The organism is Aureibaculum sp. 2308TA14-22 (assembly GCF_040538665.1).
Classification (GTDB): domain Bacteria; phylum Bacteroidota; class Bacteroidia; order Flavobacteriales; family Flavobacteriaceae; genus Aureibaculum.
The window spans coordinates 3,088,607-3,114,128 of the sequence record NZ_JBEWXT010000001.1; the positions used below are offsets into that span (position 1 = coordinate 3,088,607).

Below are 25,522 nucleotides of genomic sequence, written 5' to 3' on the forward strand. Positions count from 1 at the left end.
ACTATTGTATAGTTCTCTTAACAAACCATCTATCATTTAGTGTTAAACCGAGGCGAAAGTTAAAATAATTTTCTTTAATAAGCGAATTTTTTGTTTCTCCTCTTTTACCAAACTCAAAACCGAGGTTTAAATTTGACAATTGTTTGCCTATGGGTAATCCTACTCCAAAAGACATGCCAAGATCGTTAACCTTATCATTATTTACCATTAAACCAGTTTGTTTGTAACTAAAACCAGCTCTGTAAGTAATTCGTTGCCAGTAACTTGAAATAGAGTTTATTTTAGGAATATAAAAACCGCCAACCGATACTCTATTTGTTTTGTCGTAGCTTACTCTTGTGTTATTTGCCAACACACCATCGGTAAAATCAATTGCGTTTTGAAAACTATATTCTAAACCAGCATACCACCTGTTTTCTTCACCCAGACCAACACTTAAAATAGTATTTAAGGGTTTTTTTACCTCACCGCTAAAAGATTTATTAACCAATGTGTCTCTAGGGCTAATTGATCCATTGTTTGTATTTACTAATGTAAACAAGACTTCATCACCATCATTAGAGAGGCTGTTTTTTAAATGAAAAACTGCTCCGCTTTTTAACATCAGTTTGTCTGAAACTTTAGTATTGTACTGTAACCCCGCTTTAGCCGTAAACCCATTTAACCTAGAATTCGATTTATGCATTGTTGCTAATTGTACGCCATCCCTTCTGTTGAGCAATGTATTCTCGATACTTCCGAAAACATAAGCCGCTTCTAAACCAAGGCTGAAATTTTTATGTAAACTGTAACCAAACCCCAGAAAAACCCTGTTTGTACCGCCTTTACCGTTAAAAGCATTTATCTCGGTTAATTCACCTTCAGCATCTTTAAATTCTTCAGTTAACGAATAGCCAACGGTAGTATTTGGCTGTAAACCAAAAGAAAAACCTGCTTTGGTTCCAAGGGGTATACCCAATGCAAAATAAGACAACGATGCCGTTGATGCCGAACCTTTATTTGTACCATCGTTTATTTGAATTGACTTGTTTTGTCCTGCAATAGTGTAGTTAGTTAATTGTAAATACGCCAATGCTGCAGGGTTAGTAAAGGTCAATTGGTAATAACTATTAAACGCTGCACCAATTTGCCCCATACTCATTTCTTCAACAGTTTTTTGAGCATTTTCTTCTCCAATACCAAAAAAAGAATAAGGTGAAGCATTGTTTTTTTGAGCAAAGCCCTGAATAGATAAAAGGACAAGTAATAATCCTATAAGTTTCTTAATCATTCGTCTAGATTGTAAATCAATATGCTGTTAAGTCCTTCCAATAAAAAATTTGGAGTGGCAAATATGCTACTTTTTAGCTTTTTAGCCAAGAAATTTGTGTCTCCTCCTGTTAAAACTACTGTTAAATTTGAGTATTTACGGTTATATTGCTCTATAACTCCATCTATTTCTTGAATAAATCCATTCAAAACCCCAGAATGAATGGAGCTTTCTGTATCATTCCCGATTAATTCATAATCAGCTTGTTTTAACAATGGTAAATTAGCAGTAAATTCATTGAGTGATTTGTACCTTATATTTATCCCTGGCGAAATTGCACCGCCTAAATATTCATTTTTAGCATTTATAAAATCGTAAGTGATACAGGTGCCAGCATCTATTATTAAAACATTTTTTTTAGGATATTGGTAAGCTGCTGCACTTGCTAATGCAATTCGGTCCACACCTAAAGTTTTGGGTGTTTTGTATTTATTTATAAATGGAACTTTGGTTTGATAGTTTAATTCAACATAGGTGTCAAACTTATTAAGATCTAAGTCTAACAACGTATTGGATACAGAAGCATTAATAACATTTTTTATTGGATATTCCTTTACTAATTTTTTAATGTTGGAGTTTATATTGTTATACTCTGAAATTAAACTCCGCACCCTATTATCTCCATCAAAAACAGCTATTTTAGTTCTGGTATTGCCTATATCGATTATTAAATTCATATCTTATTATAAAGGCTTGTAAAAGTACGAATAGATTTTTTACGATTTTGTTTTGATTAGTAATAAATTAAAATTTATATTTGCAACCGCTTTAAAAGCAATGGTGCCTTAGCTCAGTTGGTAGAGCAATGGACTGAAAATCCATGTGTCCCTGGTTCGATCCCTGGAGGCACCACAAAAAACCCGAACTTAGTTCGGGTTTTTTGTTTTTAAGACTTTTGACCGTTTAATTAAAATATATCATCCTGTATTCTTATCAAAAAGATTCAATTAGACTTAAAAAATGTAACTTGCACAACATATAAATCAGATATAATAATATGAATTGGGAACAACTACTCTCATTAAAAAAATATGGCGATACAAAGCCACGAGAACGCAAAACACAGAACGAAACCAGAATAGGTTTTGAGGTTGATTACGATCGTATTATTTTCTCTGATTCTTTCCGAAGTTTACAGGATAAAACACAAGTAATACCCCTTTCTAAAACCGATTTTGTACATACTCGATTAACACATAGTTTAGAAGTTTCGGTTGTTGGGCGTTCTTTAGGGAGAATAGTTGGCAAGGCTCTATTGGAAAAATATCCAAACTTAAAAGCACTAGGCTATCAAATAAACGATTTTGGAGCCATTGTGGCAAGTGCTTGTTTGGCACACGACATTGGCAACCCGCCTTTTGGGCATAGTGGCGAAAAAGCAATTGGGGAGTATTTTAAATCTGGTAACGGTTTAAAATATAAAAGCGAACTATCCGACAAAGAATGGCAAGATTTGATTGATTTTGAAGGCAATGCCAATGGTTTCAAAATCTTAACAGAGTCAAGAAAAGGTGTTGAGGGAGGTTTGCGATTATCATATGCTACGCTAGGTGCTTTTATGAAATACCCCAAAGAATCGCTGCCAAAAAAACCTACAACCAATATTGTGGATAAAAAATATGGCTTTTTTCAATCAGATAGAGCTACTTTTTTAGATGTTGTAAAAAGTCTAAACTTAAAACAAAACAGAAAGGAAGACATTTCTTATTTAAGACATCCTTTGGCTTTTTTAGTTGAAGCTGCTGATGATATTTGTTATACAATTATTGATTTTGAAGACGGCATCAATTTAGGGTGGATAGAAGAAGAGTTTGCTCTAGAGTATTTGATAAAATTGGTAAAAGATACCATTAATACCGAAAAATATCACCAATTAACTACAAAACAAGACAGAATAAGTTATTTACGTGCGTTGACGATTGGCAATTTAATCAATGAAGCTGCTACTGTTTTTTTAGAGAATGAAGCGGAAATACTCGCAGGAGAGTATCAAATTTCTTTACTAGAAAAATGTAAGTACCAGGCTCAAATCAATGATATTATTAACATTAGTGTAAAAAATGTATATCAACGTAAAGAAGTTATTGAAAAAGAGATTTCTGGCTATAAAGTATTGGCAGACTTATTAGATGTTTTTATTACTGCCATAAACAACTCTTTTAATCAACAACCAAGCAGTTATGATAAGTTGATACTAAATTTAGTACCTGAAAAGCATCAAAGCACTAACAACAATACTTATGATAGAATACTTTCTGTTTGTGGCTTTATTGCGGGCATGTCAGATGGGGCTGCTATTTTATTACATAAAAAAATAAAAGGTGTGGAAATATAAAAAAGCCCATCCTAACCTTCCCAAAGGGAAGGAATATTGGGTCGCACATTGGATATTAAAAAGCAAATGATCTTATTCTTTTTGTAGCATTAATCCTCGCTCCTTCAGGGAAGGGCTTCCTTAAAACCTATACATAACACCAATGCCTAAAAACTGTTTAAGTTGCACTCTGGCACCCAACGTTTCTAGTGTACCGTCATTATTTATATCTTCTTTATATTTTACATCATCATCATAAATTAAATGACCGCCAATACTAGCCCTCATGTATTTGTTGATTCTTAACGCAAAGTTAAGCTCCCAATCAACATCAATATTCCCAAACTTATTCAAATAATCGGAGTATAAGCTCAATTTATTGGTCATCAACACATTTTTAACAATCTCTTTGTTCCATAAACTTTCAACTAAAAACCCAAACTCATTTCTTGATCGTTGCCCAGGAGTAACACCAAAAGCTCCGCTATCAGATAAGTCTTTATCGAAAACCAAAGTAGATTTTAAAGTTATAGGCGATAAGTATAGCGAGAATTTTTGCTGCTTGATCTCATAATGCGATCCTGCTCCCAAAAACACATATGCAGGGGCAAACATTCTAGAAATAGGATTATCGGTATTAGGATATTTATATCCGTTGGTGAATTGTGTTTTAAAGTTAAATTTCATGGAATAAAACCAATTGGAAACCGTGTCTCTTCTATATCCAAAAATAGATTTAAACTCAAATCTATCTTCAGTTTTTCTTAATTCTCTATCTTCTTGTGAGTTAAGCCCGTAACGCATGTACAATTCATTGTTCCAAAGTAAGTGTACTTTTTTATAAAGTCTAACCAAATCAACCTTGAGTAGTCCAGAAACCGAATTGTTACCACCTGCATTCCAATTGACAAAGGCAGCTTCATTTAAATCTAAACCAATACTGTTACGCCTCTCCCACCAAACGGGTTCATCTGCATATTTGGTAGTGTCAATTTCTGCTATTTTTATTGGATTTATAACCTTTAATGTGTCAATTACTAAGTTTTTTATTGGAGCAATATAACTTTTCTCTTTGGGTAGGGGAATGTAAGTAGTATCGCTGGTAAGTTCGTTTATGGTCATTCTATAACGTTCACTAAAGGTATATTCATTACTTAATGAATCATATTCTATGGTATAAAATGGCTTCAGTAGCGATTCCATTTTAATCTTTAATGAATCCATTTTTGTTAACCTTCTAACCGAATCTATTTTTATATAATTACCTACTGAATCCAATTGAATAACAACATCTAATGTATCGTTTAGCTGAAATCTTTTTATGGTATCTCTAGGTTTTACGGGGCTTATGGTGTCAGACATAAACATGTCTAGTACTTTTTTTACAGTACCAGAGTTTCGCAAAGAATCGGTGTTGCTAATGGTTTCTATTACATTAACCTTTGTACTATCAATTGTTTGAGCGAAAGCACTTGTAGCGAAGAGAAATACAATTATTGAGAAGATAACCTTATTTTTCACTGTTCTAATTTTATATGATAAAATTATTTGGTTTAGTTGAATGAAAATTAAGTCCGCAAATATAGTGCTTTTTTTATAGTTGCCACAGTCAAGCCGATACTGTTAAATAATTCTTCTGTTTTACCATGCTCAATAAATTTATCAGGAATGCCCAGAATTTCAATGTTTTTATTTTTATATCCTTGTTGTTGAGCAAATTCTAATATTGCAGTCCCAAAACCACCTACAATCGTACCGTCCTCAACAGTAATAATGGTATCGAATTTTTTAAGAATAGTATGCAGTAGCTTCTCGTCCAATGGCTTTACAAAACGCATATTATAATAGGCAATTTCATCTTTATTGGGAATATGAGTATATGCCTCTATAACCCTATTCCCGATAGTTCCAATGCTCAACACAGCAATTTTAGAACCTTCTTTTAGTATTTGTCCCTTACCGATTTCTAATTTGGAAAATGGTTGTTTCCAATCTAACATCGTGCCTCTTCCTCTTGGGTATCTGATGGCAATCGGGGCATCAAGACCCAATTGTGCAGTAAACATAATGTTTCTTAATTCTAGTTCGTTTAAAGGAGCAAATACTATTAAATTAGGGATACAACGTAAATATGCCAAATCAAAAACTCCATGATGGGTAGCACCATCCTCACCAACCAACCCAGCTCTATCTAAACAAAAAATAACTGGCAATTTTTGCAAAGCAACATCGTGTATTACCTGATCGTAAGCACGTTGTAAAAATGTGGAGTAAATATTACAAAAAGGTATTAACCCTTGTGTTGCCATACCAGCCGCTAAGGTTACCGCATGCTGTTCAGCAATACCAACATCAAAAGCCCTTTCGGGAATTTCATCTAACATAAATTTAAGTGAACTCCCTGTTGGCATCGCTGGTGTTATACCTACTATTTTCTCATTCTTTTTGGCTAATTCAACTAAAGTCAATCCAAAAACATCTTGATATTTTGGAAGTTCTTTTAAGTCCGTTTTGGCAACTAGTTCTCCAGTTTTAGCATCGAATTTTCCAGGAGCATGGTATTTTACTTGGTTTTCTTCCGCTTGTTGTAAACCTTTCCCTTTGGTAGTGATTATATGTAAAAACTTAGGGCCTTTTACGGTTTTTAAACGCTCTAGTTCTGACAATAATTTAGGTAAGTTATGACCGTCAATTGGGCCTGAATAGTCGATATTAAAAGCTTCAATAATATTGTGTTTTCTATCTCTTTTGTTGTTTTTAATATTGGTCAAATAATTTTTTAAAGCACCAACACTTGGGTCAATACCCATTGCATTATCATTTAAAATAATTAAAATATTTGCTTTACTAACACCGACATGGTTTAGTGCTTCAAACGCCATACCACTTGCAATACTGGCATCACCAATAACCGCAATATGTTGTTTACTTATTTCTCCTTTTAATTGAGAAGCGATTGCCATTCCCAAAACTGCAGAAATAGATGTAGAAGAATGGCCTACACCAAAAGCATCATATTCACTTTCACTTCTTTTAGGGAAGCCAGAAATGCCTCCTAATTGCCTGTTGGTTTCAAATACTTCCTTTCTACCTGTTAAAATTTTATGTCCGTATGCCTGATGGCCGACATCCCAAACCAATAAATCGTTTGGTGTATCAAAAACATAATGTAAGGCAATCGTTAACTCTGTTACACCTAAGCTGGCTCCCAAATGCCCTTCTTTTGTAGCTACAATATTGATGATAAACTCACGTAGCTCTTTTGCCAATTGAGGTAGTTCTTCTTTGGGCAATTTGCGTAAATCTTTGGGGTTTATAATATGTTGTAACAAGTCATTTGACATAATACAAATGTACGAGTTGCTTTTGATATTAAAATATTTACGATATGAAATTGTATTTTTACCAAAATATTTAAATCAATGCTCAATCCTTTTGACGATACGTATTTTATGAAACGTGCTTTACAAGAAGCCGAAACTGCTTTTGATAAGAACGAAGTACCTATTGGAGCGGTTATTGTAATTAAAAACCAAATTATAGCAAGAGCACACAATTTAACGGAAACACTAAACGATGTTACTGCACATGCCGAAATGCAGGCCTTTACCGCCGCAGCTGATTATTTGGGTGGAAAATATTTAAAAGATTGTACGTTGTATGTTACTTTAGAACCTTGCCAAATGTGTGCGGGTGCAAGCTATTGGACTCAAATAGGTAAAATAGTGTATGGTGCAAAAGATGAGCAACGCGGTTTTGAACATTACAATACACAACTGCATCCTAAAACAAAAGTAATTGGAGGCATCTTAGAAACTGAATGTAGCGACCTAATTAAACGGTTTTTTATTGAAAAGCGTAATTTGAATTGACGCTAGCCTCACTTTGTTCTTGCTGTTATCGGGATTATTTCAGTGTATTATTATTCCTTTAAATCTTCTTTATCAATCTTAAAAGGGTTCTTACTATTAGGATCTAATACATATTTTTTATACTTGCCATTTCTAAAACGATAAAAAATAAATAAAGGCATTAAAATAAAAGATAAAAATAAAATGGATAATCCAATAACTACTTCTCCTTTTGGGTGGTTCTGGTATTTTAAATAGCCACCAATAATCATAGACATCAGAAAAATAATAAAGAAAATTTTTAAAAGGAGCCTCATTAATCTAAAATTTCAAGTCCACATCTAAAACAATCCGTGCAGTTGAGCATCAATTTTATCTACAATAACACCTAAATCTTCAGGTTTATCGACAATATTTAAATTGTCAATATCTACGATCAATAATTTACCTTTAGTATATGTGCTAATCCAAGCTTCATAACGTTCGTTCAATCGACTTAAATAATCAATGCTTATGGAGTTTTCATATTCTCTACCGCGATTATGAATCTGTCCGACTAAGGTCTGAATGCTTGCTCGTAAGTAAATTAATAAATCTGGTGGAGATACTAATTTTTCCATCAATTGAAACAGTGTGGAATAATTAGTAAAGTCGCGATTGGTCATTAAGCCCATAGCGTGCAAGTTCGGGGCAAAAATATGGGCATCTTCGTAAATAGTTCTGTCCTGAATAATATTTTTTCCACTTTCGTGAATTTCTAATATTTGACTGAATCTGCTGTTCAAAAAGTAAATTTGCAAGTTAAAAGACCATCTTTCCATTTCAGAGTAAAAATCATCTAAATAGGGATTCTCTTCTACCGATTCAAAATGTGGTGTCCATTTGTAATGTTTTGCTAATAATTTGGTAAGTGTTGTTTTTCCTGCTCCTATATTTCCTGCAATGGCAACGTGCATGCTGTTGGTTTTAGTTTAATAAAAAAGTGCTTAAAGATACTTAAATTTTTAAGAATGAAAACACAAAAATAGTTGTACCATCAAAGATATATATCTCATTCTTATTTATATAAAAACTTTCGATAGAAATTTCTTTTTCTAATGCAATGGATGTAACTTTATCATTATTCAGTCTGTGTAAATTATTATCTTTTAAATAAATAAGGTTCTCCTTAAATAATTTAACATCTATAACATCAGAAACCTCTATCTCGTTCAAAGAAGTACCATACTCATTAAATTGTAGGATACTATTTTTTCCAATTAGCCAACAATTTTTATAGGAACTCACTAATTTTTTAGCCTTAAAATCTGCTGTACTGAATGAAAGTGACTGACTGGTAAACGTAACTTTTTTAGTATTATAATTATAGGTTTGTAGCGTATTATCATCTAAACTATAAATCCATAAATTATTATTGGATGAACCTGCTACCAATGAAATATTTTTAGAAAGTAGAGCTTCGTTAAAATCAATTCGATTTGATAATTCGTTTAACTTATTGTCCAGTAAAATAACGGTATTAAAATCGTTATAAAAAAGTATAATTTTTAAAGGGTTTTTAATGTCAATCGATGTTATTTTGCCTAATTGGGTATTGCTGTAAGATAAAGTCTTTTTATCATCCTTTTTATAGAATGTATTGTTCTTTATATAATAGATATTATCAAATTCATCAACACCTATAAACTCATCTGCAGTAAGTTCAAACTGATTCATGAACTTTATTTCTATTTCTTGTGCATAAACAAAAAATAAATTAAAAAGTAAAAAACCAGAAATCAAATATTTCATAGATAACAAAAGTAATAAATATAAATTTTCAATTATTCTTTAATCTATTTTCTAATTGGTATTTTTAGGAAATGCCTTTTTAAATTCATATGCTTCAATAAATTGTGCGAAAAGGTTAACATATTCTGTACTTCATCAGTACGGGCAATATGAAGGTATTTAAATATCATCAAAGCCTCTCCATTACTTTCTATATGGTGAGTTTCGTTTTGTTCTAAGAAACTTATAAGGTCGTCTGTAAAAAAAGCTCTGATCGCCTCTTCATCTTCTCCGCTTAATTGAAATTTACCCGAAAAACCTGCGTACTTAACAAAATTAATATCTCCTCTTGCACCAGAAAAAACTTTTACCCGATCAAAAATTTTATCAAAAAGGCCTTCCTTATCAATTATAAATCTCGGAATTGGGGAAGGCAATCGAACAATCTGTACTGTAGTTTGATATACCTCCAAAGCTAGCAATGCTCCTTCGTCAAAAACAATATCAGCAATTTCCCATTGGGCATTATTCTCAACATCTAAACCCTGTAAAGAATTACTCTTCATTTCTATTGGGCGAGAATCGAAGAAATGAAAATTTCTAAGATAAGAAGTGTTCCAATCAACTTCACGCTGAAAAGACCAACCATTTCTATTAGCCACTTTTTGTAAACGAATTTGACGTTTGGTAATTCGTTTTTTAACACGACCTGTTATAATTTTCAATGCTCTATTATGGCTCGTAGAGGCAACATGATTATCTAACCCGATGAGTTTAACGTCTCCACCATTGTTATCATGAATTCGCTTAAAATCAATTAAATTTTCCATTATTGTAAGATCTACGAGGCGTGTTTGAGCCATGTCAATCCGTACAGTTGATCCTTCAGGAATTTCTTCTAACAATTTATCCAATTGCAGAGCATATAAAAAATTTGCTACTCCTTTTAACTTAACATCATAAGAACCATTTTCTAATTTGTAAACTTTTGAGCCTGATTTATAAATCTTTTTAAAGAATGATATAAAGCCAACTTTAGCCAATAATATGTGCAAAATTAATGTAACTAGAATACCACCGATAATTCCATAAAGTAAGTCGGTAAATAAAGTAATTATAAGTGTAGAAGATAGAAATAACAACTGTTCAACACCCTGGTCATAAGCGTGCTTGAATACTTTTGGTGAGGCTAATTTAAAACCTGTATGCACTAAGATTGCCGCTAGAGCCGCCAAGGGTACACTTCTTAAAACTGGTGCTAAGATTAGCACAAAAAGTATGAGAAAAATGCCATGATAAAAATTAGACCATTTAGTTTTGGCATTACTATTTACATTAACCGTACTACGAACAATTACATTTATTATTGGAAGTCCGCCCAATGCCCCTGATACCATCGTACTTAAACCTACACCTATTAAGTCTTTGTTAAGGTTTGTCGTTCTCTTGTAAGGATCTAATTTATCTACCGCTCTAGCACTTGCCAAGGTAATCACCGACGCAATTGTGGTTATAGATGAAACAGTGAGCCAAAAAGCAAATGTGCCTATCATTGCAAAATCGGGATGCATAATACTGTCTAAGGGATTATCAGGAATATCAATTAATAAATTGGGACCCACAGTATATGTTTTTCCTAAAAAGGGTATGCTATGTTCAGTAAAAAAATCAAACCCAAATACTATCGGTAATGCTAATAGTAAAACCCACATCGGAGCTGGTATTGCACGAATAAATTTATTATTAATGTTTTTATAAAAAACGAGTACCAAAATACCTACTAATGCAATCGAAAAAACAAAAGGGTTTATTTCAGGAATTTTGTGGAAAGCGTCAGTTAGCGTACCTATTATATTTTTAGCATCGGAGGTGGTTCCTAAAGCAAAATGAATTTGTTTTGCAAAAATAATAACTCCAATTGCCGCTAAAATACCATGTAATACTGAAGATGGTAACAATTTTGCAAACCTTCCCATTTTTAAGAACCCCAATAAAGCTTGAATAGCTCCAGATACCACAATTGCCGCCAAAACGTAATTGATATTACCATCTAAAACAGCTAGACCTCCTAAAACAGCGGCAATTAAGCCCGCCCCGGGGCCATTAATTGTTAAATTGCCTCCTCGAAAAAAGGTAGTAACTACTCCTGCAATAATTGAAGATAGTACACCCGACATTGGAGATACATTAGATGCTACTGCAATCCCTAATGCTAAAGGTAATGCCACTAATGATACCGTTAATGCTGCTGAAACATCATTCCTCCAATTCTCTCTAAGTCCTTTAAACCCTTTTGAAGGAACTATGTTACTCGTATTCATTAATTTAAAAAGGTTAATTATTTTAAGGTTAAGTCAAAACGTGAAAGATACTTCTTTTTAAGCAGACTCAAAATGCTTTTCTCTACCTAAAAAATAATTGCTAAAACTATTTTATTTAGTATTTTCACAAAAAATTAACCAATGATTGAATTAGCAGGAATAATAATTTTAGGTATACTGGCACAATGGGTGGCTTGGAAATTTAAAATACCTGCTATTTTACCTTTAATTTTAATTGGTCTATTAGTTGGGCCAATTGCGGCAGAATTTTTGTCAGATGACGGTACAAAATGGATAGAACCCATTTGGAATGGTGAAAAAGGTTTATTTCCAGGTGAAGGTTTGTACTACTTTGTTTCGTTAGCCATCAGTATTATTTTATTTGAGGGTGGGTTAACACTAAAAAGAAACGAGATTAAATCCGTGGGTCCTGCAATTACTAAATTAATTACATTAGGAGCGGCTATAACTTTTTTTGGGGCGGCCATTGTGGCTCATTATCTCTTTAACTTGAGTTGGGAATTATGTTTTTTGTTTTCGGGCTTAATCATTGTTACTGGACCTACTGTAATAACACCGATTCTAAGGAATATTCCACTAAAAAAAGACGTTTCTACAGTATTAAAATGGGAAGGGATTTTAATTGACCCTATAGGAGCTTTAGTTGCTGTATTGGTTTTTGAATTCATCAGTGTAGGCGGTGATAGTGGTTTTACAAAAACAGCATTGTTAGAGTTTGGCAAAATTCTACTTTTCGGAACTACTTTTGGATTTACTTTTGCCCATGCTCTAGCATTTGCTATTAATAAAAACTTAATACCTCATTATTTATTAAATGTAGTTTCACTCTCAACGGTACTTTTGGTGTACGTAGAGTCCGACCTTTTTGCACATGAATCTGGGTTATTAGCAGTTGTTGTAATGGGAATGGTTTTAGGTAACAATAAGTTAGATAATATTAAAGAACTGTTATATTTTAAGGAATCTTTAAGTGTACTGCTCATCTCAATACTATTTATTTTGCTGGCAGCTAACATGAATATTGACGACCTTATGCTGCTCTATAACTGGAACACCCTAATTTTATTTCTAATTGTAGTGTTTTTAATTAGGCCATTAGGTGTGTTTTTAAGTACAACTGGCTCCAAGTTAAAATTTAATGAAAAGTTATTTATAAGTTGGGTTGGGCCACGTGGTATAGTAGCTGCAGGTATTGCCTCATTATTTGGTAGCAAACTTTTAAGAAATGGTGTGGAAGGGGCTGAATATATTACGCCCTTGGTATTTATGATTGTATTAGGTACCGTATTGTTCAATGCCACCACAGCAAGGATGTTTGCAAAAGTTGTAGGTGTGTTTTTAACAAAATCAGAAGGAATTGTAATTGTTGGTGCATCGAAAATATCTCGCTTAATTGGTCAGTATTTATTGAACAATGGAAGGCATATAGTTCTAATTGATAGTAATCAATCTAATCTTGATAATGCCAAAGAATTAGGTTTAGAAACTATGAATGCAAATGTTTATTCTGATACGTTGACCGATAATATAGAATTAAATGATGTAGGTTATCTAATGGCATTAACCGCTAATTCTGACATTAATAAGTACGTAATTAATAAATTCAAAGATTCCTTTGGTGAAAATGGAACATTTAGATTAGTAACTACTACCGAAATGAACGATGCTCAAAACAATCCAAAAGAAGGGTTATTCTCACATACCGATGATTTTTATTCATTAAATGAAGTTGCTCGTAATCATCCTAATATACATGAGATTGATTTAGATTCTAAAGAGCATTATAATCAGTTAATTGAAATTACCGAAAAGGACAATGATATTGTTCCTATTTTTATCAAAAACAAAACAGGTATTTTAGAGATTATACCGGCATATAATAAGAATGTTAAAATAGAAGAGGGTTCACAACTAGTGTATCTAGGTAAGGAAATTAAAAAATAATATTTTTATTTATTCACTTATTTCAGATTCTGGTGCCAATTCAACTTTTAATCCATCCAATTCATCTTTTAAATAAATTTGACAACCCAAGCGACTATTCTCTTTAACATAAAAAGCTTGATCGAGCATATCTTCTTCTTCCATGCTCATCTCAGGCAGTTCCAGTTCCGGTGTTTCCACATAACATTGACAAGAAGCACACATAGCCATACCGCCACAAATACCAATAGTTCCTTCGGGAGCAAGTTCATAAGCCCTGACCAGTTCCATAACGTTCATATTCATATCCGTAGGGGCATCCAGTTTATGGGTTTTACCTTCACGGTCAGTAATGGTAACTTTTATTGTGTTTTCTTTCATATTTAATGAAAAACTTAATTGCTCAATTAGTTCTCGATATACCACGCAAAAAGGCGTAGCACTTGAACTGACAAAGTTTATTAAATCTTTGTCGTAACCGCTTTTTGCTGTTCTTTCTTTACACCATCAAAACCTGTAATACCCGAAACTGTCGTGTACTTCATAACCAATTTTTTGGCATCAGGATTGATAATTTTGTAAGCCGATTGCACCATAATCGTAGCCTCATGAAATCCGCAAAGAATCAATTTCAGCTTTCCAGGATAGGTATTTACATCACCAATGGCAAAAATACCTGGAATATTGGTGCTATAATCAGTAGCGTTATCAACAACTATGGCATTTTTCTCTATTTCCAGCCCCCAATTGGCAATTGGTCCCAATTTTGGTGATAGCCCAAAAAGTGGAATAAAATGGTCTACTTCAAGGGTTTTGTTACCTTCTTGGGTATGCTTTATTGTAACGGATTCTACTTTGTCCTGTCCGTGTATTTCAACAACTTCCGATTCTGTCAATAAGTTTATCTTTCCCTTCTTTACCAGTTCCTTTACTTTCTCTACCGAGTCCAAAGCACCTCTAAATTCCGTTCTTCGATGAACCAAGGTTACTTCTTTGGCAATACTGGTCAAAAAAATAGACCAGTCCAAGGCAGAATCTCCTCCCCCGGCAATAATTATTTTTTTGTCTTTGTAGAAATTCGGTTCTCTAATAATATACTCAACACCTTTGTCTTCGTAATCCACAATTTCCTTAATAGGTGGTTTTCTGGGTTCAAACGAGCCTAAGCCTCCAGCAATGGCAACAACTGGAGCGTGGTGTTCAGTACCTTTATTAGTAGTAACCACAAAACTACCATCATCTAATTTTTTTATTGTTTCTGCACGTTCGCCTAAGGTATATGTAGGTTGAAACGGTGCAATTTGCTCTTCCAAATTCGTAATGAGTTCTCCTGCCAAAACGGACGGATAACCAGGAATATCGTAAATCGGTTTTTTGGGATAAATTTCGGCCAATTGTCCACCGGGAATGGGCAGAGCATCAATCAAATGACAGCGTAACTTCAATAATCCCGCCTCAAATACCGTAAAAAGCCCTACAGGACCTGCACCAATTATAAGTATATCCGTTTTAATCATTATATTTTTGATTTTATGCAAAAATAGAAACTAAATTTATATAGAAATGTAATAATTATCACATTAAATCCTTGTGCTTTTAACCAATTATATGCAATTCATTAAAGTCTTTATCGACTTTAAGTATATTGTCACCGTTCGGTTTTACTTTTTTCAGGTCTATTTCTTCATTATCTACCTCTATTTTTGAAATTTTGAACGGTAATCCGTGCAAATGAATCTTAAACGTTTTGTACTCGGCATCAAATCTACCCGATTTGTGCTGTTGAAGAATCAGTTGTTTTTCTTTACCACTTAGTTTAAATGTTCTAAAACTATACTTTCCTTTTCTATAATCATTTCCATCATGCGAATCATCAAACAAGAAAGATTTTTCTTTACCTAATTTATAGTACAGGTCTAATTTAATCTGATCCATCTGCTTTTCATCTACGTACTGTTGTATAGGATACTTAGGGATGATAGCCCCAGCTTTTATAAATATTGGCATGGTGTCCATATCACTGTTTACCCAAAGTTCTTTGCCTCCGGTAATCAGTTCATCGTTCCAAAAATTGTACCAATCGCCTTTAGGGATGTACATTCTTCTCCCTTTGGAGTTAGGCTCGAGGATGGGACAGACCAGCATTTTATCACCAAAGATAAATTCATCGGTTCTAAAATGCGTTTGAATATCCGCTTGATCAAACATTACCAATGACTTTAAGATAGGCGTTCCGTCTGAGTAATACTTCCAAAAGGCAGTATAAAGGTATGGTAACAACTGATATCGCATTTCTATGAATTTTCTTACGATATCCGTTACCTCGTCACCAAAGGCCCAAGGTTCTTGGTCACCATGATCTCCTGAGGAATGTACACGGCAAAACGGGTGAAAAATACCTAGTTGAATCCATCTTGCAAACAATTCACCATCAGGCTGTTCAGCAAACCCACCGATATCGCTTCCTGCAAAGGAAAATCCGGACATAGACATACGTTGGGCTTGTATATTAGCTATCCAAAGATGTTCCCAAGTAGCTACATTATCCCCTGTCCAAGAACTTGTATAGCGTTGAGTACCAGAATACGCAGATCGGGTAATAACGAACGGCCTTTTTGGGTAGGCAAACTTTTTTAAGCCTTTATACGTGGCACGTGCCATTTGCATTCCGTAAATGTTGTGTGCTTTGCGGTGGCTACAAGGATTACCGTCATAATCGTGACGTACATCGTCTGGAAAGGTCTTGTTAGGTACTTCCATTACAGCGGGTTCGTTCATATCGTTCCAAACACCTCGTACACCAATATCCTCAATCAGCTCTTTGAACAAGCCTGACCACCATTCCCTAACCTCGGGATTGGTATAATCCGGAAAATAACATTGCCCAGGCCACACTTTACCTTTCATATAAGGCCCATCGGCACGTTTACAGAAATAATCGTTCTCCAGACCTTCCTTAAAGACATCGTACTCCATATCTATTTTAATGCCCGGATCTATAATTGCCACGGTTTTGAATCCATCATCCGAGAGTTCTTTTACCATCCGCTTCGGATCTGGGAAATACTCCTTGTTCCAAGTAAAACATCTAAATCCTTCCATATAATCGATATCTAAGTAAATAGCATCACAGGGAATTTGTAGTTTTCTAAACGTAGAGGTTACCTCTTTTACCTTACTTTCAGGGTAGTAGCTCCATTTACATTGATGAAAACCCAAAGACCACATAGGTGGCATTTGGTGCGGCTTACCCGTAAGATCGGTATAATTGGCAATAACATCATTCATTTCAGGACCATAGATGAAATAGTAGTTCATCTCGCCACCTTGAGCCCAAAAGCTCATTACATCTTTACGTTCTTGAGCAAAATCAAAATAAGATCTAAAGGTGTTGTCAAAGAAAATACCGTAGGATTTTCCGTTGCTCAGTCCTGTAAAAAACGGGATAGCCTTGTATATAGGGTCAGTATCCTTTCCATAAGCGTACGAATCGGTTACCCAATTTTGAAAACGCTTACCCTTAAGATTCAGATGCGTAGGTTTATCGCCCAAGCCATAGTAGCTTTCGCCCTTTACAGATACCTTGCTCATTTTCACAATGTTACCACCGTGTTGATAGCTTTCTTCCCAATGGAAACCGATTTCGTCTTTATTGATAAGTGCCTTGTCGTTGGCATCGTACAGAGCAACTTTTGCATCGGCTTTGTTGATGCAGCATATTAATTTTTCGGTTGTAATACGATATTCCGTTTTGGTTTCCTCAATGTCTAGAATGTCATATCCTTTGTTGGCATACTTGGTTATGGCATAAGAAAAGTCCTTGTCAAAAACGCCAGTAGTGGTATATCTAAAACGAATAACGCTATCACGGATTACCGTTACCTGGAGAGTTACACCATTGGCTGTAAAAAAATGAAAGGTATCTACATTTTTTTCGTATGCGATTATATTTGATGGAAACTGATTCCCTTTAATTTCTAGTTCCGTATTTGTAATCATAAATTGGGTATTGTAAAACAGTTGGCAAAAGTACTAAATTTTGCCACTATAAGGCCTGTCAAATAACTAAAAAATAGAGTGGAATATTGTAAATAAGGTAAAAATAAAAAACCTCAACACGTTTTAATATACGTTGAGGTTTTAAAAATTAGATAAAACTTCCTTACATCATCTTAAACACAATTACCCCTAATGGTGGAATTTTAATCGTTGCTGAATAAGGCTTATTATGTAGTTTTTTCTTTTTTGCAGTAATTTGTCGGGTGTTTGAAAGTCCGCTACCACCATATTTTTTGGCGTCGCTATTAAATATCTCTTTAATCTTGACCTTTCGTGGTAAGCCAATATCATATTTTTCAATAGTTTTGGGCGTAAAGTTACAGACCACAACTCTATCGTTTTCTTTATCATGTCCTTTTCGGATGTAGGCTAAAATGGAATTTTTGCTATCATCTAAACTTATCCATTCAAAACCTTCGTGACTGAACGCTTTTTCATATAAAGCTGGTGTATCACGATAAAATTGATTGAGATCCTTAAAAAATGTTTGTGTATTCTTGTGCAGTTCAAATTCCAACAAGTTCCATTGTAAGCTGGTTTTAAAATTCCATTCATCGTATTGCCCAAACTCACCACCCATAAAAACCAGATTAGTACCTGGATGTGTAAACATATAGCCGTAAAGCAATCTCAAATTGGCAAAGCGTTGCCATTCATCGCCAGGCATTCGTCCTAAAATAGATCTTTTCCCATACACCACTTCGTCGTGCGATAGAGGCAACATAAAATGCTCCGAAAAAGCATAGGCCAAACTGAACGTAATATCATTTTGATGATGCTGTCTGTAAATGGGGTCTTTACCAAAATAATCTAAGGTATCATGCATCCAACCCATCATCCATTTCATACCGAATCCCAATCCGTCATGTTCAACCGCACGAGTAACACCTGGAAAAGCAGTAGATTCCTCGGCAATGGTGATTACACCCTCAAAATTATCCTGAACAGCCTGATTGAATTCTTTTAATAATGAAACAGCGGCCAAATTTTCTCTTTCACCATAAATATTTGGTTCCCATTCACCATCATCACGTGAATAATCCAAGTATAGCATTGACGCTACGGCATCTACACGCAGGCAATCTATATTGTACTTTTCTAACCAAAATAAGGCGTTACTAATCAGAAAAGAACGTACTTCGTTTCTGTCATAATTAAAAATAAGGCTTTTCCAATCTTGATGATAGCCTTTCCTGCGGTCGGGATGTTCATATAAATGCGAACCATCAAAAAAGCCCAATCCGTGATCGTCCGACGGAAAATGTGACGGCACCCAATCTAAAATTACACCAATATCATTTTGGTGAAACTGATCTACCAAATACATAAAATCTTGAGGTGTTCCAAAACGTGAAGTAGGAGCAAAGTAGCCTGTTAACTGATAACCCCAAGAAGGATCATAGGGGTATTCCATAATGGGCATCAACTCAATATGGGTAAAGTTCATTTCCTTAACGTACTGGACCAATTTTTTTGCCAATTGCTTATAGGTCAATCGCTCATTGGCATCGGTTTTCATCCATGAATCCAGATGTACTTCGTAAACGGAATAGGGTTTATCCAGTCCGTTTTTATCCTTTCTATAGCCCATCCATTTTTTGTCCTTCCATTTATAATCATCAATATCCCAGACAATGGAGGCCGTTTTAGGCGGATGTTCGCACCGTCTCGCATATGGATCTGCTTTTTCGGTAATTACGTCGTTATGGTTGCTATGGATTTTGTATTTATACAAACTGCCTTTCCCTACATCGGGAATAAAACCTTCCCAGATTCCAGAGGCGTCCCAACGCACATTTAATGGATGGTTGTGTGCTGACCAGTGGTTAAAATCACCAATGACGGAAACCAGTTTTGCCGAAGGTGCCCAAACGGCAAAATAGGTGCCTTTGATACCATCTACTGTGGTGATATGCGAACCGAATTTTTCGTACAGTTTAAAATGTTTGCCTGATTTGAAAAGGTCAATGTCAAAATCAGTAAATAGGCTATAAGTTGTAACTTTGGTCATAAATTATGGTACGGGGTAATATAAAACAATAGTGAAATAAACAGTTTAAGCATTAAATAACATATCCTTTGGGAATTATAGCGTTCTTTTTAATAACTACAATACCGTCTTTAATTACATAATCATCAGTTTCTTTATCTTTTAAATGTTTCCCTCCATTAATTCTTACATCATCACCAATTCTACAATTTTTATCAATGATGGCATTTTTTATAAAACATCTTTCTCCAATTCCCATTAAAATCGGTGTTTTCTTTCTGTTTATTTCTTCCAAAGATTCGTAATAATCACATCCCATCATGTAGGTGTTAATTACAGTTGATTCTTTTCCTATTCTTGATCTAATACCAATAACTGAGGTTTCAATTTTTGCTGCTTGGACTATACAACCTTCCGCAATTACAGCTTTATCTAAAACCGTTCCTGATACTTTTGAGGTTGGTAATATTCTTGCTCTGGTATAAACTCTTTGATCCTTATCATAAAGATTGAACTTCGGAATATTATCGGTTAAGCCCAAGTTGGCTTCAAAGAAAGAATCTATATTACCAATATCAGTCCAATATCCTTCAAACTGATAACTCAGCGTTTTGTGATCTTTTATAGCATGCGGAATAATTTCTTTACCAAAATCATTAGTATCTGGATTGCTCATTAAATCAATTAACAGCTGTCTGTTAAAAATATAAATACCCATTGAAGCTAAGTAATTTCTACCTTCTTTTTTCATGTCTTTACTAACTTCAGATGTCCAATCTGGTAATAACTCAGCATCAGGCTTTTCAACGAAAGAAGTTATCACATTGTCCTCATCTGCTTTTAAAATACCGAATGAAGTTGCGTCTTTAGCATTAACTGGAATAGTGGCAATAGATATTTCAGCATCTTTTTTAATATGTTCTTGCAACATCAAATCATAATCCATTTGATATAATTGATCTCCAGATAAAATTAGAGCATATTTAAAATCGTGACGTAAAAAATGATGCATACTTTGCCTTACAGCATCAGCCGTCCCCTGAAACCAAGACTGACTATGAATTGTCTGTTCAGCAGCTAAAACATCTACAAAAGCAGAGCTGAAAAAACTAAAGTGATACGTATTTTTAATATGCCTGTTTAATGATGCAGAATTAAACTGTGTTAATACATAAATCCTTTTAATATCACTATTAATACAATTAGAGATAGGAATATCAACCAACCTATATTTACCAGCAATAGGTACAGCCGGTTTAGATCTTGATTCTGTTAATGGGTAAAGTCTTGATCCTTGCCCTCCTCCTAATATAATAGATAATACATCATTGGTAATATTCATAATTATTTTTTTAAAGATTTATATAAATTAATATACGCTTGTGCCGAAGAATCCCACGAATGGTCAATTTCCATGATTAAATTACGGATTTTTTTGAACTTTTTCAAATCTTTGTACAATAGCGTTGCTCTTTGCATTGTATTTACCACTTCTTCGACCGAAAGTTGGTGGTGCACAAAACCAAATCCGCCGCTTTCAACATCAATAACCGTATCTTTTAGTCCACCAATACTATTTACTATTGGTATGGTGCCGTAACGCAGAGCGTACATCTGGTTGAGGCCACAGGGTTCTACCCGCGATGGCATCAACAGAAAATCTGCACCAGCGTAGATAATATGTGCCAGTTTTTCGTCGTAGCCGATGTAGGCATTGTAATTGTCCTTATGCTTATAAGTAAGTACTTGTAGGGCATTCTCAATATCTTTTTGCCCTGAGCCTAACAATAAAATATTAATGTCCAAATGAGTTAGGGCAGCATCAAAAATTTGCGGAAAAAGATCAGCTCCTTTCTCTCCTACTAATCTACCTATAAATGAAAATAAGGGTTTCTTCGGGTCTAGCCCAAACTCTTTACAGAGAAACTCCTTATTGACTTTTCTTCCGCCATTAACTGTTTTTTGCGTGTACTTTTTTACAATATAACTGTCCGTACGCGGATTCCACACATTGGCATCTATTCCATTTAAAATACCTACACACTTGCCGCTTTCATGATTAAGAAGATTCTCCAGTCCGTTGGCATTGTTTTTTAGTTCTTCCATGTAACTTGGTGATACCGTAGTCACTTTCCATGCACTTTTAATGGCAGCAGCCAAGGGGTTTATCATTTGGTCCCAATCAATCAAACCTACTTGATCAAAATCAAATTCGGGGATCATATATACCTTATCATGCGAAAACCATCCTTGGTATTGGGCATTATGAATAGTAACAATAGTTGGAATACTATTAAGTTGCTGGTATTTATACGATTGTCCCATCATAAAAGGGATTAGCCCTGTATGATGATCGTGGCAATGCACCACATTTGGCTTTTTCTTTCTTAGCATAACCCAATCTAATACAGCTATCTGAAATGCTAAAAAACGTTCCGTATCTTCTGAAGAATACACGTAGTTTTTATATAATAAGGTAGGAATATCTACAAAATAAAGGTCGTAGCCTAAATCATTGTCCTCCAAGGTCAATATGTTGACGTCAAGGTCAAAAACCCCTAACTTTACTTTAGAGCTAGCTATTGTGTTAAAAGTATGTGATTGCGTAAAAGCATTATCATAGAAAGGCATAATTGCCTCACTGGTTACACCCAGTTTATTTTGATACTTAGGCAATGAACCAACTACATCTGCCAAACCGCCAACCTTGGCAATAGGGTAACACTCCGCACTGACATGTAAAATATTCATTTAGGTAAGGTTTGAGAAAATTAAATTTACAAAATGTTTTTATAATACTACTAAAAAATCATCTTTTTTCTTTAAAATTTAGGTTAATAGAATTGACTACTTTTACCTAATTAAAATTGATTCATTAGTTGTTTTGAAAAAACCCTTACTTTATTTTTGTGCTTCTTTCCTATTATTTTTCAACTTTAGTTGGTCTCAAAATAACATCCCTCCGACAATTAATGCCGTTGGAAATGAAATATATTGTCCATTATCTGAAATTAATATTGTTGCCCATTTTGATATTGTAGACCCTGACGATACCACAATTAAAGCATTATATATTCAAATTTCTGAAGGGTATGTTAATAGTGACGATTTATTAAAGTTGGATAACGCTTCAAATCATCCAAATATAGCTACTGAATGGAGTTTGCCGGAAGGAAAGCTGACTTTGCAAAGTACAAATGCTACAGAAGTCAATTATACAGATTTAATTGCTGCGGTTAAAGATGTTATTTTTACAAATAGTTCAACAACCGTTTCAGGGACTCGTTCTTTTTCATTTAACATAGGTTCTGCTAACTATTTACCCTCAACAGATCATTATTACGAGTATGTTTCGGATATTGGAATTACTTGGACAGCTGCCAAAGCAGCAGCAGCAAGCAGAACTTATTTTGGCCTACAAGGCTATTTGGTTACCTTAACTTCCGCAGAAGAGGCAAAATTAGCAGGAGAACAAGCCAAAGGTACAGGCTGGATTGGCGGTAGCGATGCCGAAAAAGAAGGAGAATGGAAATGGGAAACCGGACCAGAAAAAGGTACTGTCTTTTGGAATGGACTTGCTAATGGCACTACACCAAATTTTGCTTTTTGGAACACCAATGAACCTAACGATTTAAACGGAGAGGACTATGCACATATTACTGCTCCAACTATTGGAATTTCTGGTTCTTGGAACGATTTAAGTAATACCGGAAATACTTCTGGTAATTATCAACCCAAAGGTTACATTGTTGAATATGGTGGCATGCCGGGCGATCCTATTGTTAATATTTCAGCAAGTACTAATATGTACATTCCTGCAATCACTTCAACAGTCCCAGCAACTAGATGTGGGCCTGGTGAAGTTACGCTAATTGCAACATCAGATGTTGGAAATGTGGTTTGGCATGATACTCCAACTGGAGGAACTACATTATTCATTGGCGAAAATTTCACACCTAACGTTGCAAACAGCACCACTTTTTATGCTTCCGTTGTAGGAGCAGGATGCGATGAAAGTATTAGAATACCCATAGTAGCTACCGTTAAAGAATTGCCAGATATTAAATCGGTATTAAGCTTTAAAAATTGTGATGTTGATGGGGTTGTCGATGGGTTTACTGATTTCAACCTAAATGAAGCAACTGAAATTATTACAAAAGGCAATAGCGAATTGGCCGTAAGTTATCATTTATCATCTGATGATGCCGAGGATAAAATCAATATTATTGATTCCAATTCCTTTAATAATCAAAATGCAACTACTATTTACGCCAGAGTAGAAAACCCCAATGCCTGTTTTTTGATTTCTACGTTAAATTTAGAAGTTTCAACTACAACTTTTCCTGAAAATTATACTTACAATTTAGAAACTTGTGATTATTTAGATACCAACGATGGGATTGCAAATTTTGACCTTACACTAGCGTATAATCACATGATTGACCAATTTCCAACGGGTCAAAATTTAAAGGTGACTTATTTCAAAAACCTTAACGACGCACAACTGGAAAGAAATGAAATAACCAATCAGATAAATTATATTAATGAAACGCCTTACGCCGAAACACTTTTTGTTCGTGTAGAAAGTGCTGATAATGGGGCTTGTTTTGGTATTGGCCCAAATTTAGTGTTAACTGTGAATCCAAGTCCTGAGTTTGAAGTAAATTCAGATGCTGCTTTATGTTTAAATATTGGTACGCTAACGTTGGAAACTTATAACGCAAATGGCAATTATAGTTATGAATGGAAGAATGAAAATAACGAAATAATCAGTACTGAACCCACAACAACTGTAACTTCTAAAGGCATTTATACGGTTACGGCAACATCCAACTTAAACTGTACTTCTACTCCAAAAACAATTACCGTAAAAGAATCCGATTTAGCCAATATTACTTTAGCCGATATACTTATTAAGGATGATTCAGAAAATAATACCATAACTATAAATACCGTAAACCTTGGTATTGGTGATTATGAATTTGTGTTGGATGATGAGTATGGTGTTTATCAAACAGAGCCTTTTCTCCAAAATGTAGCTGCCGGAATTCACACATTATATATTAGAGAGCAAAATAATTGCGGAATTATAAGTATTGAAGTTTTTGTTATTGGATTTCCCAAATTCTTTACACCAAACAACGACGGGTTTAATGATTATTGGCAAATTAAAGGAATTAACGTAGACACTTACCAAATGTCAACCATTTATATTTATGACAGATATGGGAAACTATTAGCTAAAAAAGATGTGAATGATTTAGGTTGGGATGGCAATTTCAAAGGTAAACCAATGCCTGCCAATGATTATTGGTTTAAAGTACAACTTAGAGATAAAAATGGAAATGTACGAAACAGAAAAGGGCATTTTAGTTTGATAAGGAGATAAATTAGGATAAAACTTCGCTCACTTTCTCTTTTAAAACAGGCAACACATCTTGCTCAAACCACAGGTTTTTTGTCAACCAAAAACGATTTCTAGGTGAAGGGTGCGGCAATACAAAATAGTTGGGTAAGTATTCGTGATAGTTTTTAACAGTTTCAGTCAATGTTGTTTTAGCTTTATCCTTTAAATAATACTTTTGAGCATACATTCCAATTAGAATAATCAGTTCAACATTCGGCATTTTTTCTAAAATTTGTTGATGCCATAACGGTGCACATTCGGGTCTTGGAGGTAAATCACCTGACTTCCCTTTGCCAGGATAGCAAAAGCCCATCGGTATTATGGCATTTTTCCTTACATCATAAAAAGTTTCGTCAGAAATAGCTAGCCATTTTCGCAATTGTTTTCCGCTTGGGTCATCCCAAGGTATTCCTGTTTTATGGACTTTTGTTCCTGGGGCTTGACCGATAATTATAATCTTAGATTCAATACTCGCCCTAAAAACCGGTCTCGGCCCTAAAGCTAAATGTGATTTGCAGACCTCACACTTTCTGATATCGCTTAATAAATCTTTCATG

General features: G+C 34.5%; 19 protein-coding genes and 1 tRNA gene. 5 read left to right on the top strand and 15 right to left on the bottom strand.

Annotation, left to right across the window (positions count from 1 at the left end; all coding sequences use genetic code 11):
- Nucleotide 1: 1 nt before the first annotated feature.
- Nucleotides 2-1,270 (bottom strand): hypothetical protein, encoded by a 1,269-nt coding sequence (locus U5A88_RS13830; RefSeq protein WP_354207386.1) that lies wholly within the window; start codon nt 1,268-1,270, stop codon nt 2-4.
- The gene (locus U5A88_RS13835) at nt 1,267-1,986 is read right to left on the bottom strand and encodes a type III pantothenate kinase (protein WP_354207388.1); all 720 of its coding nucleotides are present in this window, start codon (nt 1,984-1,986) and stop codon (nt 1,267-1,269) included. Before U5A88_RS13835 ends, U5A88_RS13830 begins: the two co-directional genes overlap by 4 nt.
- A gap of 102 nt (nt 1,987-2,088) precedes the next feature.
- Between U5A88_RS13835 and U5A88_RS13840 the strand changes: the two genes are divergently transcribed.
- A tRNA-Phe gene (locus U5A88_RS13840) sits at nt 2,089-2,161 on the top strand.
- 145 nt (nt 2,162-2,306) lie between these two features.
- Nucleotides 2,307-3,644, top strand: a complete 1,338-nt coding sequence (locus U5A88_RS13845; RefSeq protein WP_354207390.1) for a deoxyguanosinetriphosphate triphosphohydrolase — start codon at nt 2,307-2,309, stop codon at nt 3,642-3,644.
- A gap of 120 nt (nt 3,645-3,764) precedes the next feature.
- Here the strand turns inward: U5A88_RS13845 and U5A88_RS13850 are convergent, their stop codons facing one another.
- The gene (locus U5A88_RS13850; protein WP_354207392.1) at nt 3,765-5,144 is read right to left on the bottom strand and encodes a DUF3078 domain-containing protein; all 1,380 of its coding nucleotides are present in this window, start codon (nt 5,142-5,144) and stop codon (nt 3,765-3,767) included.
- Nucleotides 5,145-5,191: 47 nt separating this feature from the next.
- Complete coding sequence (locus U5A88_RS13855) at nt 5,192-6,967, bottom strand: 1-deoxy-D-xylulose-5-phosphate synthase (protein ID WP_354207394.1); 1,776 nt, start codon at nt 6,965-6,967, stop codon at nt 5,192-5,194.
- A 78-nt stretch (nt 6,968-7,045) separates the two neighbouring features.
- Between U5A88_RS13855 and U5A88_RS13860 the strand changes: the two genes are divergently transcribed.
- Complete coding sequence (locus U5A88_RS13860) at nt 7,046-7,495, top strand: nucleoside deaminase (protein WP_354207395.1); 450 nt, start codon at nt 7,046-7,048, stop codon at nt 7,493-7,495.
- Nucleotides 7,496-7,545: 50 nt separating this feature from the next.
- Here U5A88_RS13860 and U5A88_RS13865 read toward each other — a convergent pair whose 3' ends face one another.
- The 4 genes from U5A88_RS13865 to U5A88_RS13880 are packed head-to-tail and all read right to left on the bottom strand — an operon-like array spanning nt 7,546 to nt 11,565.
- On the bottom strand, nt 7,546-7,791 hold the full coding sequence (locus U5A88_RS13865) for a hypothetical protein (protein ID WP_354207397.1): 246 nt from the start codon (nt 7,789-7,791) through the stop codon (nt 7,546-7,548).
- A gap of 24 nt (nt 7,792-7,815) precedes the next feature.
- Entirely contained in the window at nt 7,816-8,430 is a 615-nt protein-coding gene (locus U5A88_RS13870) for a deoxynucleoside kinase (protein ID WP_354207399.1), read from the bottom strand.
- A gap of 40 nt (nt 8,431-8,470) precedes the next feature.
- The gene (locus tag U5A88_RS13875; RefSeq protein ID WP_354207400.1) at nt 8,471-9,265 is read right to left on the bottom strand and encodes a hypothetical protein; all 795 of its coding nucleotides are present in this window, start codon (nt 9,263-9,265) and stop codon (nt 8,471-8,473) included.
- A 44-nt stretch (nt 9,266-9,309) separates the two neighbouring features.
- Nucleotides 9,310-11,565 carry a SulP family inorganic anion transporter gene (locus tag U5A88_RS13880; protein ID WP_354207402.1) on the bottom strand — a complete coding sequence of 752 codons (2,256 nt, stop codon included), beginning with the start codon at nt 11,563-11,565 and terminating at the stop codon, nt 9,310-9,312.
- A gap of 141 nt (nt 11,566-11,706) precedes the next feature.
- Here U5A88_RS13880 and U5A88_RS13885 point away from each other — a divergent pair, with 141 nt between their 5' ends.
- A complete protein-coding gene (locus U5A88_RS13885) occupies nt 11,707-13,530 on the top strand; it encodes a cation:proton antiporter (RefSeq protein WP_354207404.1) in 1,824 nt (607 codons plus the stop codon).
- A gap of 9 nt (nt 13,531-13,539) precedes the next feature.
- Here the strand turns inward: U5A88_RS13885 and U5A88_RS13890 are convergent, their stop codons facing one another.
- From U5A88_RS13890 to U5A88_RS13915, 6 genes are all read right to left on the bottom strand, one after another.
- The gene (locus tag U5A88_RS13890; protein WP_354207406.1) at nt 13,540-13,890 is read right to left on the bottom strand and encodes a 2Fe-2S iron-sulfur cluster-binding protein; all 351 of its coding nucleotides are present in this window, start codon (nt 13,888-13,890) and stop codon (nt 13,540-13,542) included.
- Nucleotides 13,891-13,970: 80 nt separating this feature from the next.
- The gene (locus U5A88_RS13895) at nt 13,971-15,026 is read right to left on the bottom strand and encodes an NAD(P)/FAD-dependent oxidoreductase (RefSeq protein ID WP_354207408.1); all 1,056 of its coding nucleotides are present in this window, start codon (nt 15,024-15,026) and stop codon (nt 13,971-13,973) included.
- Nucleotides 15,027-15,105: 79 nt separating this feature from the next.
- Nucleotides 15,106-17,508 (bottom strand): glycoside hydrolase family 31 protein, encoded by a 2,403-nt coding sequence (locus U5A88_RS13900; RefSeq protein WP_354207410.1) that lies wholly within the window; start codon nt 17,506-17,508, stop codon nt 15,106-15,108.
- Between the two features lie 163 nt (nt 17,509-17,671).
- Nucleotides 17,672-19,579, bottom strand: a complete 1,908-nt coding sequence (glgB, locus tag U5A88_RS13905) for a 1,4-alpha-glucan branching protein GlgB (RefSeq protein WP_354207411.1) — start codon at nt 19,577-19,579, stop codon at nt 17,672-17,674.
- Nucleotides 19,580-19,631: 52 nt separating this feature from the next.
- The gene (locus tag U5A88_RS13910) at nt 19,632-20,900 is read right to left on the bottom strand and encodes a glucose-1-phosphate adenylyltransferase (protein ID WP_354207413.1); all 1,269 of its coding nucleotides are present in this window, start codon (nt 20,898-20,900) and stop codon (nt 19,632-19,634) included.
- 2 nt (nt 20,901-20,902) lie between these two features.
- Complete coding sequence (locus U5A88_RS13915) at nt 20,903-22,309, bottom strand: glycogen synthase (RefSeq protein WP_354207415.1); 1,407 nt, start codon at nt 22,307-22,309, stop codon at nt 20,903-20,905.
- 133 nt (nt 22,310-22,442) lie between these two features.
- On the opposite strand from U5A88_RS13915, the gene U5A88_RS13920 reads away from it, so the two are divergent.
- Nucleotides 22,443-24,947: a T9SS type B sorting domain-containing protein gene (locus U5A88_RS13920; RefSeq protein WP_354207417.1), complete on the top strand. Its 2,505-nt coding sequence runs from the start codon at nt 22,443-22,445 to the stop codon at nt 24,945-24,947.
- Between the two features lies 1 nt (nt 24,948).
- Here U5A88_RS13920 and U5A88_RS13925 read toward each other — a convergent pair whose 3' ends face one another.
- Entirely contained in the window at nt 24,949-25,521 is a 573-nt protein-coding gene (locus U5A88_RS13925; RefSeq protein WP_354207418.1) for a uracil-DNA glycosylase family protein, read from the bottom strand.
- Nucleotide 25,522: the final 1 nt, after the last annotated feature.

What these genes read in the sequence shown, in the direction of transcription:
- U5A88_RS13830 (WP_354207386.1), bottom strand. Translation starts at nt 1,270, where the DNA reads ATGATTAAGAAACTTATAGGATTATTACTTGTCCTTTTATCTATTCAG.
- U5A88_RS13835 (WP_354207388.1), bottom strand. Translation starts at nt 1,986, where the DNA reads ATGAATTTAATAATCGATATAGGCAATACCAGAACTAAAATAGCTGTT.
- U5A88_RS13845 (WP_354207390.1), top strand. Translation starts at nt 2,307, where the DNA reads ATGAATTGGGAACAACTACTCTCATTAAAAAAATATGGCGATACAAAG.
- U5A88_RS13855 (WP_354207394.1), bottom strand. Translation starts at nt 6,967, where the DNA reads ATGTCAAATGACTTGTTACAACATATTATAAACCCCAAAGATTTACGC.
- U5A88_RS13860 (WP_354207395.1), top strand. Translation starts at nt 7,046, where the DNA reads ATGCTCAATCCTTTTGACGATACGTATTTTATGAAACGTGCTTTACAA.
- U5A88_RS13865 (WP_354207397.1), bottom strand. Translation starts at nt 7,791, where the DNA reads ATGAGGCTCCTTTTAAAAATTTTCTTTATTATTTTTCTGATGTCTATG.
- U5A88_RS13870 (WP_354207399.1), bottom strand. Translation starts at nt 8,430, where the DNA reads ATGCACGTTGCCATTGCAGGAAATATAGGAGCAGGAAAAACAACACTT.
- U5A88_RS13875 (WP_354207400.1), bottom strand. Translation starts at nt 9,265, where the DNA reads ATGAAATATTTGATTTCTGGTTTTTTACTTTTTAATTTATTTTTTGTT.
- U5A88_RS13880 (WP_354207402.1), bottom strand. Translation starts at nt 11,565, where the DNA reads ATGAATACGAGTAACATAGTTCCTTCAAAAGGGTTTAAAGGACTTAGA.
- U5A88_RS13885 (WP_354207404.1), top strand. Translation starts at nt 11,707, where the DNA reads ATGATTGAATTAGCAGGAATAATAATTTTAGGTATACTGGCACAATGG.
- U5A88_RS13890 (WP_354207406.1), bottom strand. Translation starts at nt 13,890, where the DNA reads ATGAAAGAAAACACAATAAAAGTTACCATTACTGACCGTGAAGGTAAA.
- U5A88_RS13895 (WP_354207408.1), bottom strand. Translation starts at nt 15,026, where the DNA reads ATGATTAAAACGGATATACTTATAATTGGTGCAGGTCCTGTAGGGCTT.
- U5A88_RS13900 (WP_354207410.1), bottom strand. Translation starts at nt 17,508, where the DNA reads ATGATTACAAATACGGAACTAGAAATTAAAGGGAATCAGTTTCCATCA.
- glgB (WP_354207411.1), bottom strand. Translation starts at nt 19,579, where the DNA reads ATGACCAAAGTTACAACTTATAGCCTATTTACTGATTTTGACATTGAC.
- U5A88_RS13910 (WP_354207413.1), bottom strand. Translation starts at nt 20,900, where the DNA reads ATGAATATTACCAATGATGTATTATCTATTATATTAGGAGGAGGGCAA.
- U5A88_RS13915 (WP_354207415.1), bottom strand. Translation starts at nt 22,309, where the DNA reads ATGAATATTTTACATGTCAGTGCGGAGTGTTACCCTATTGCCAAGGTT.
- U5A88_RS13925 (WP_354207418.1), bottom strand. Translation starts at nt 25,521, where the DNA reads ATGAAAGATTTATTAAGCGATATCAGAAAGTGTGAGGTCTGCAAATCA.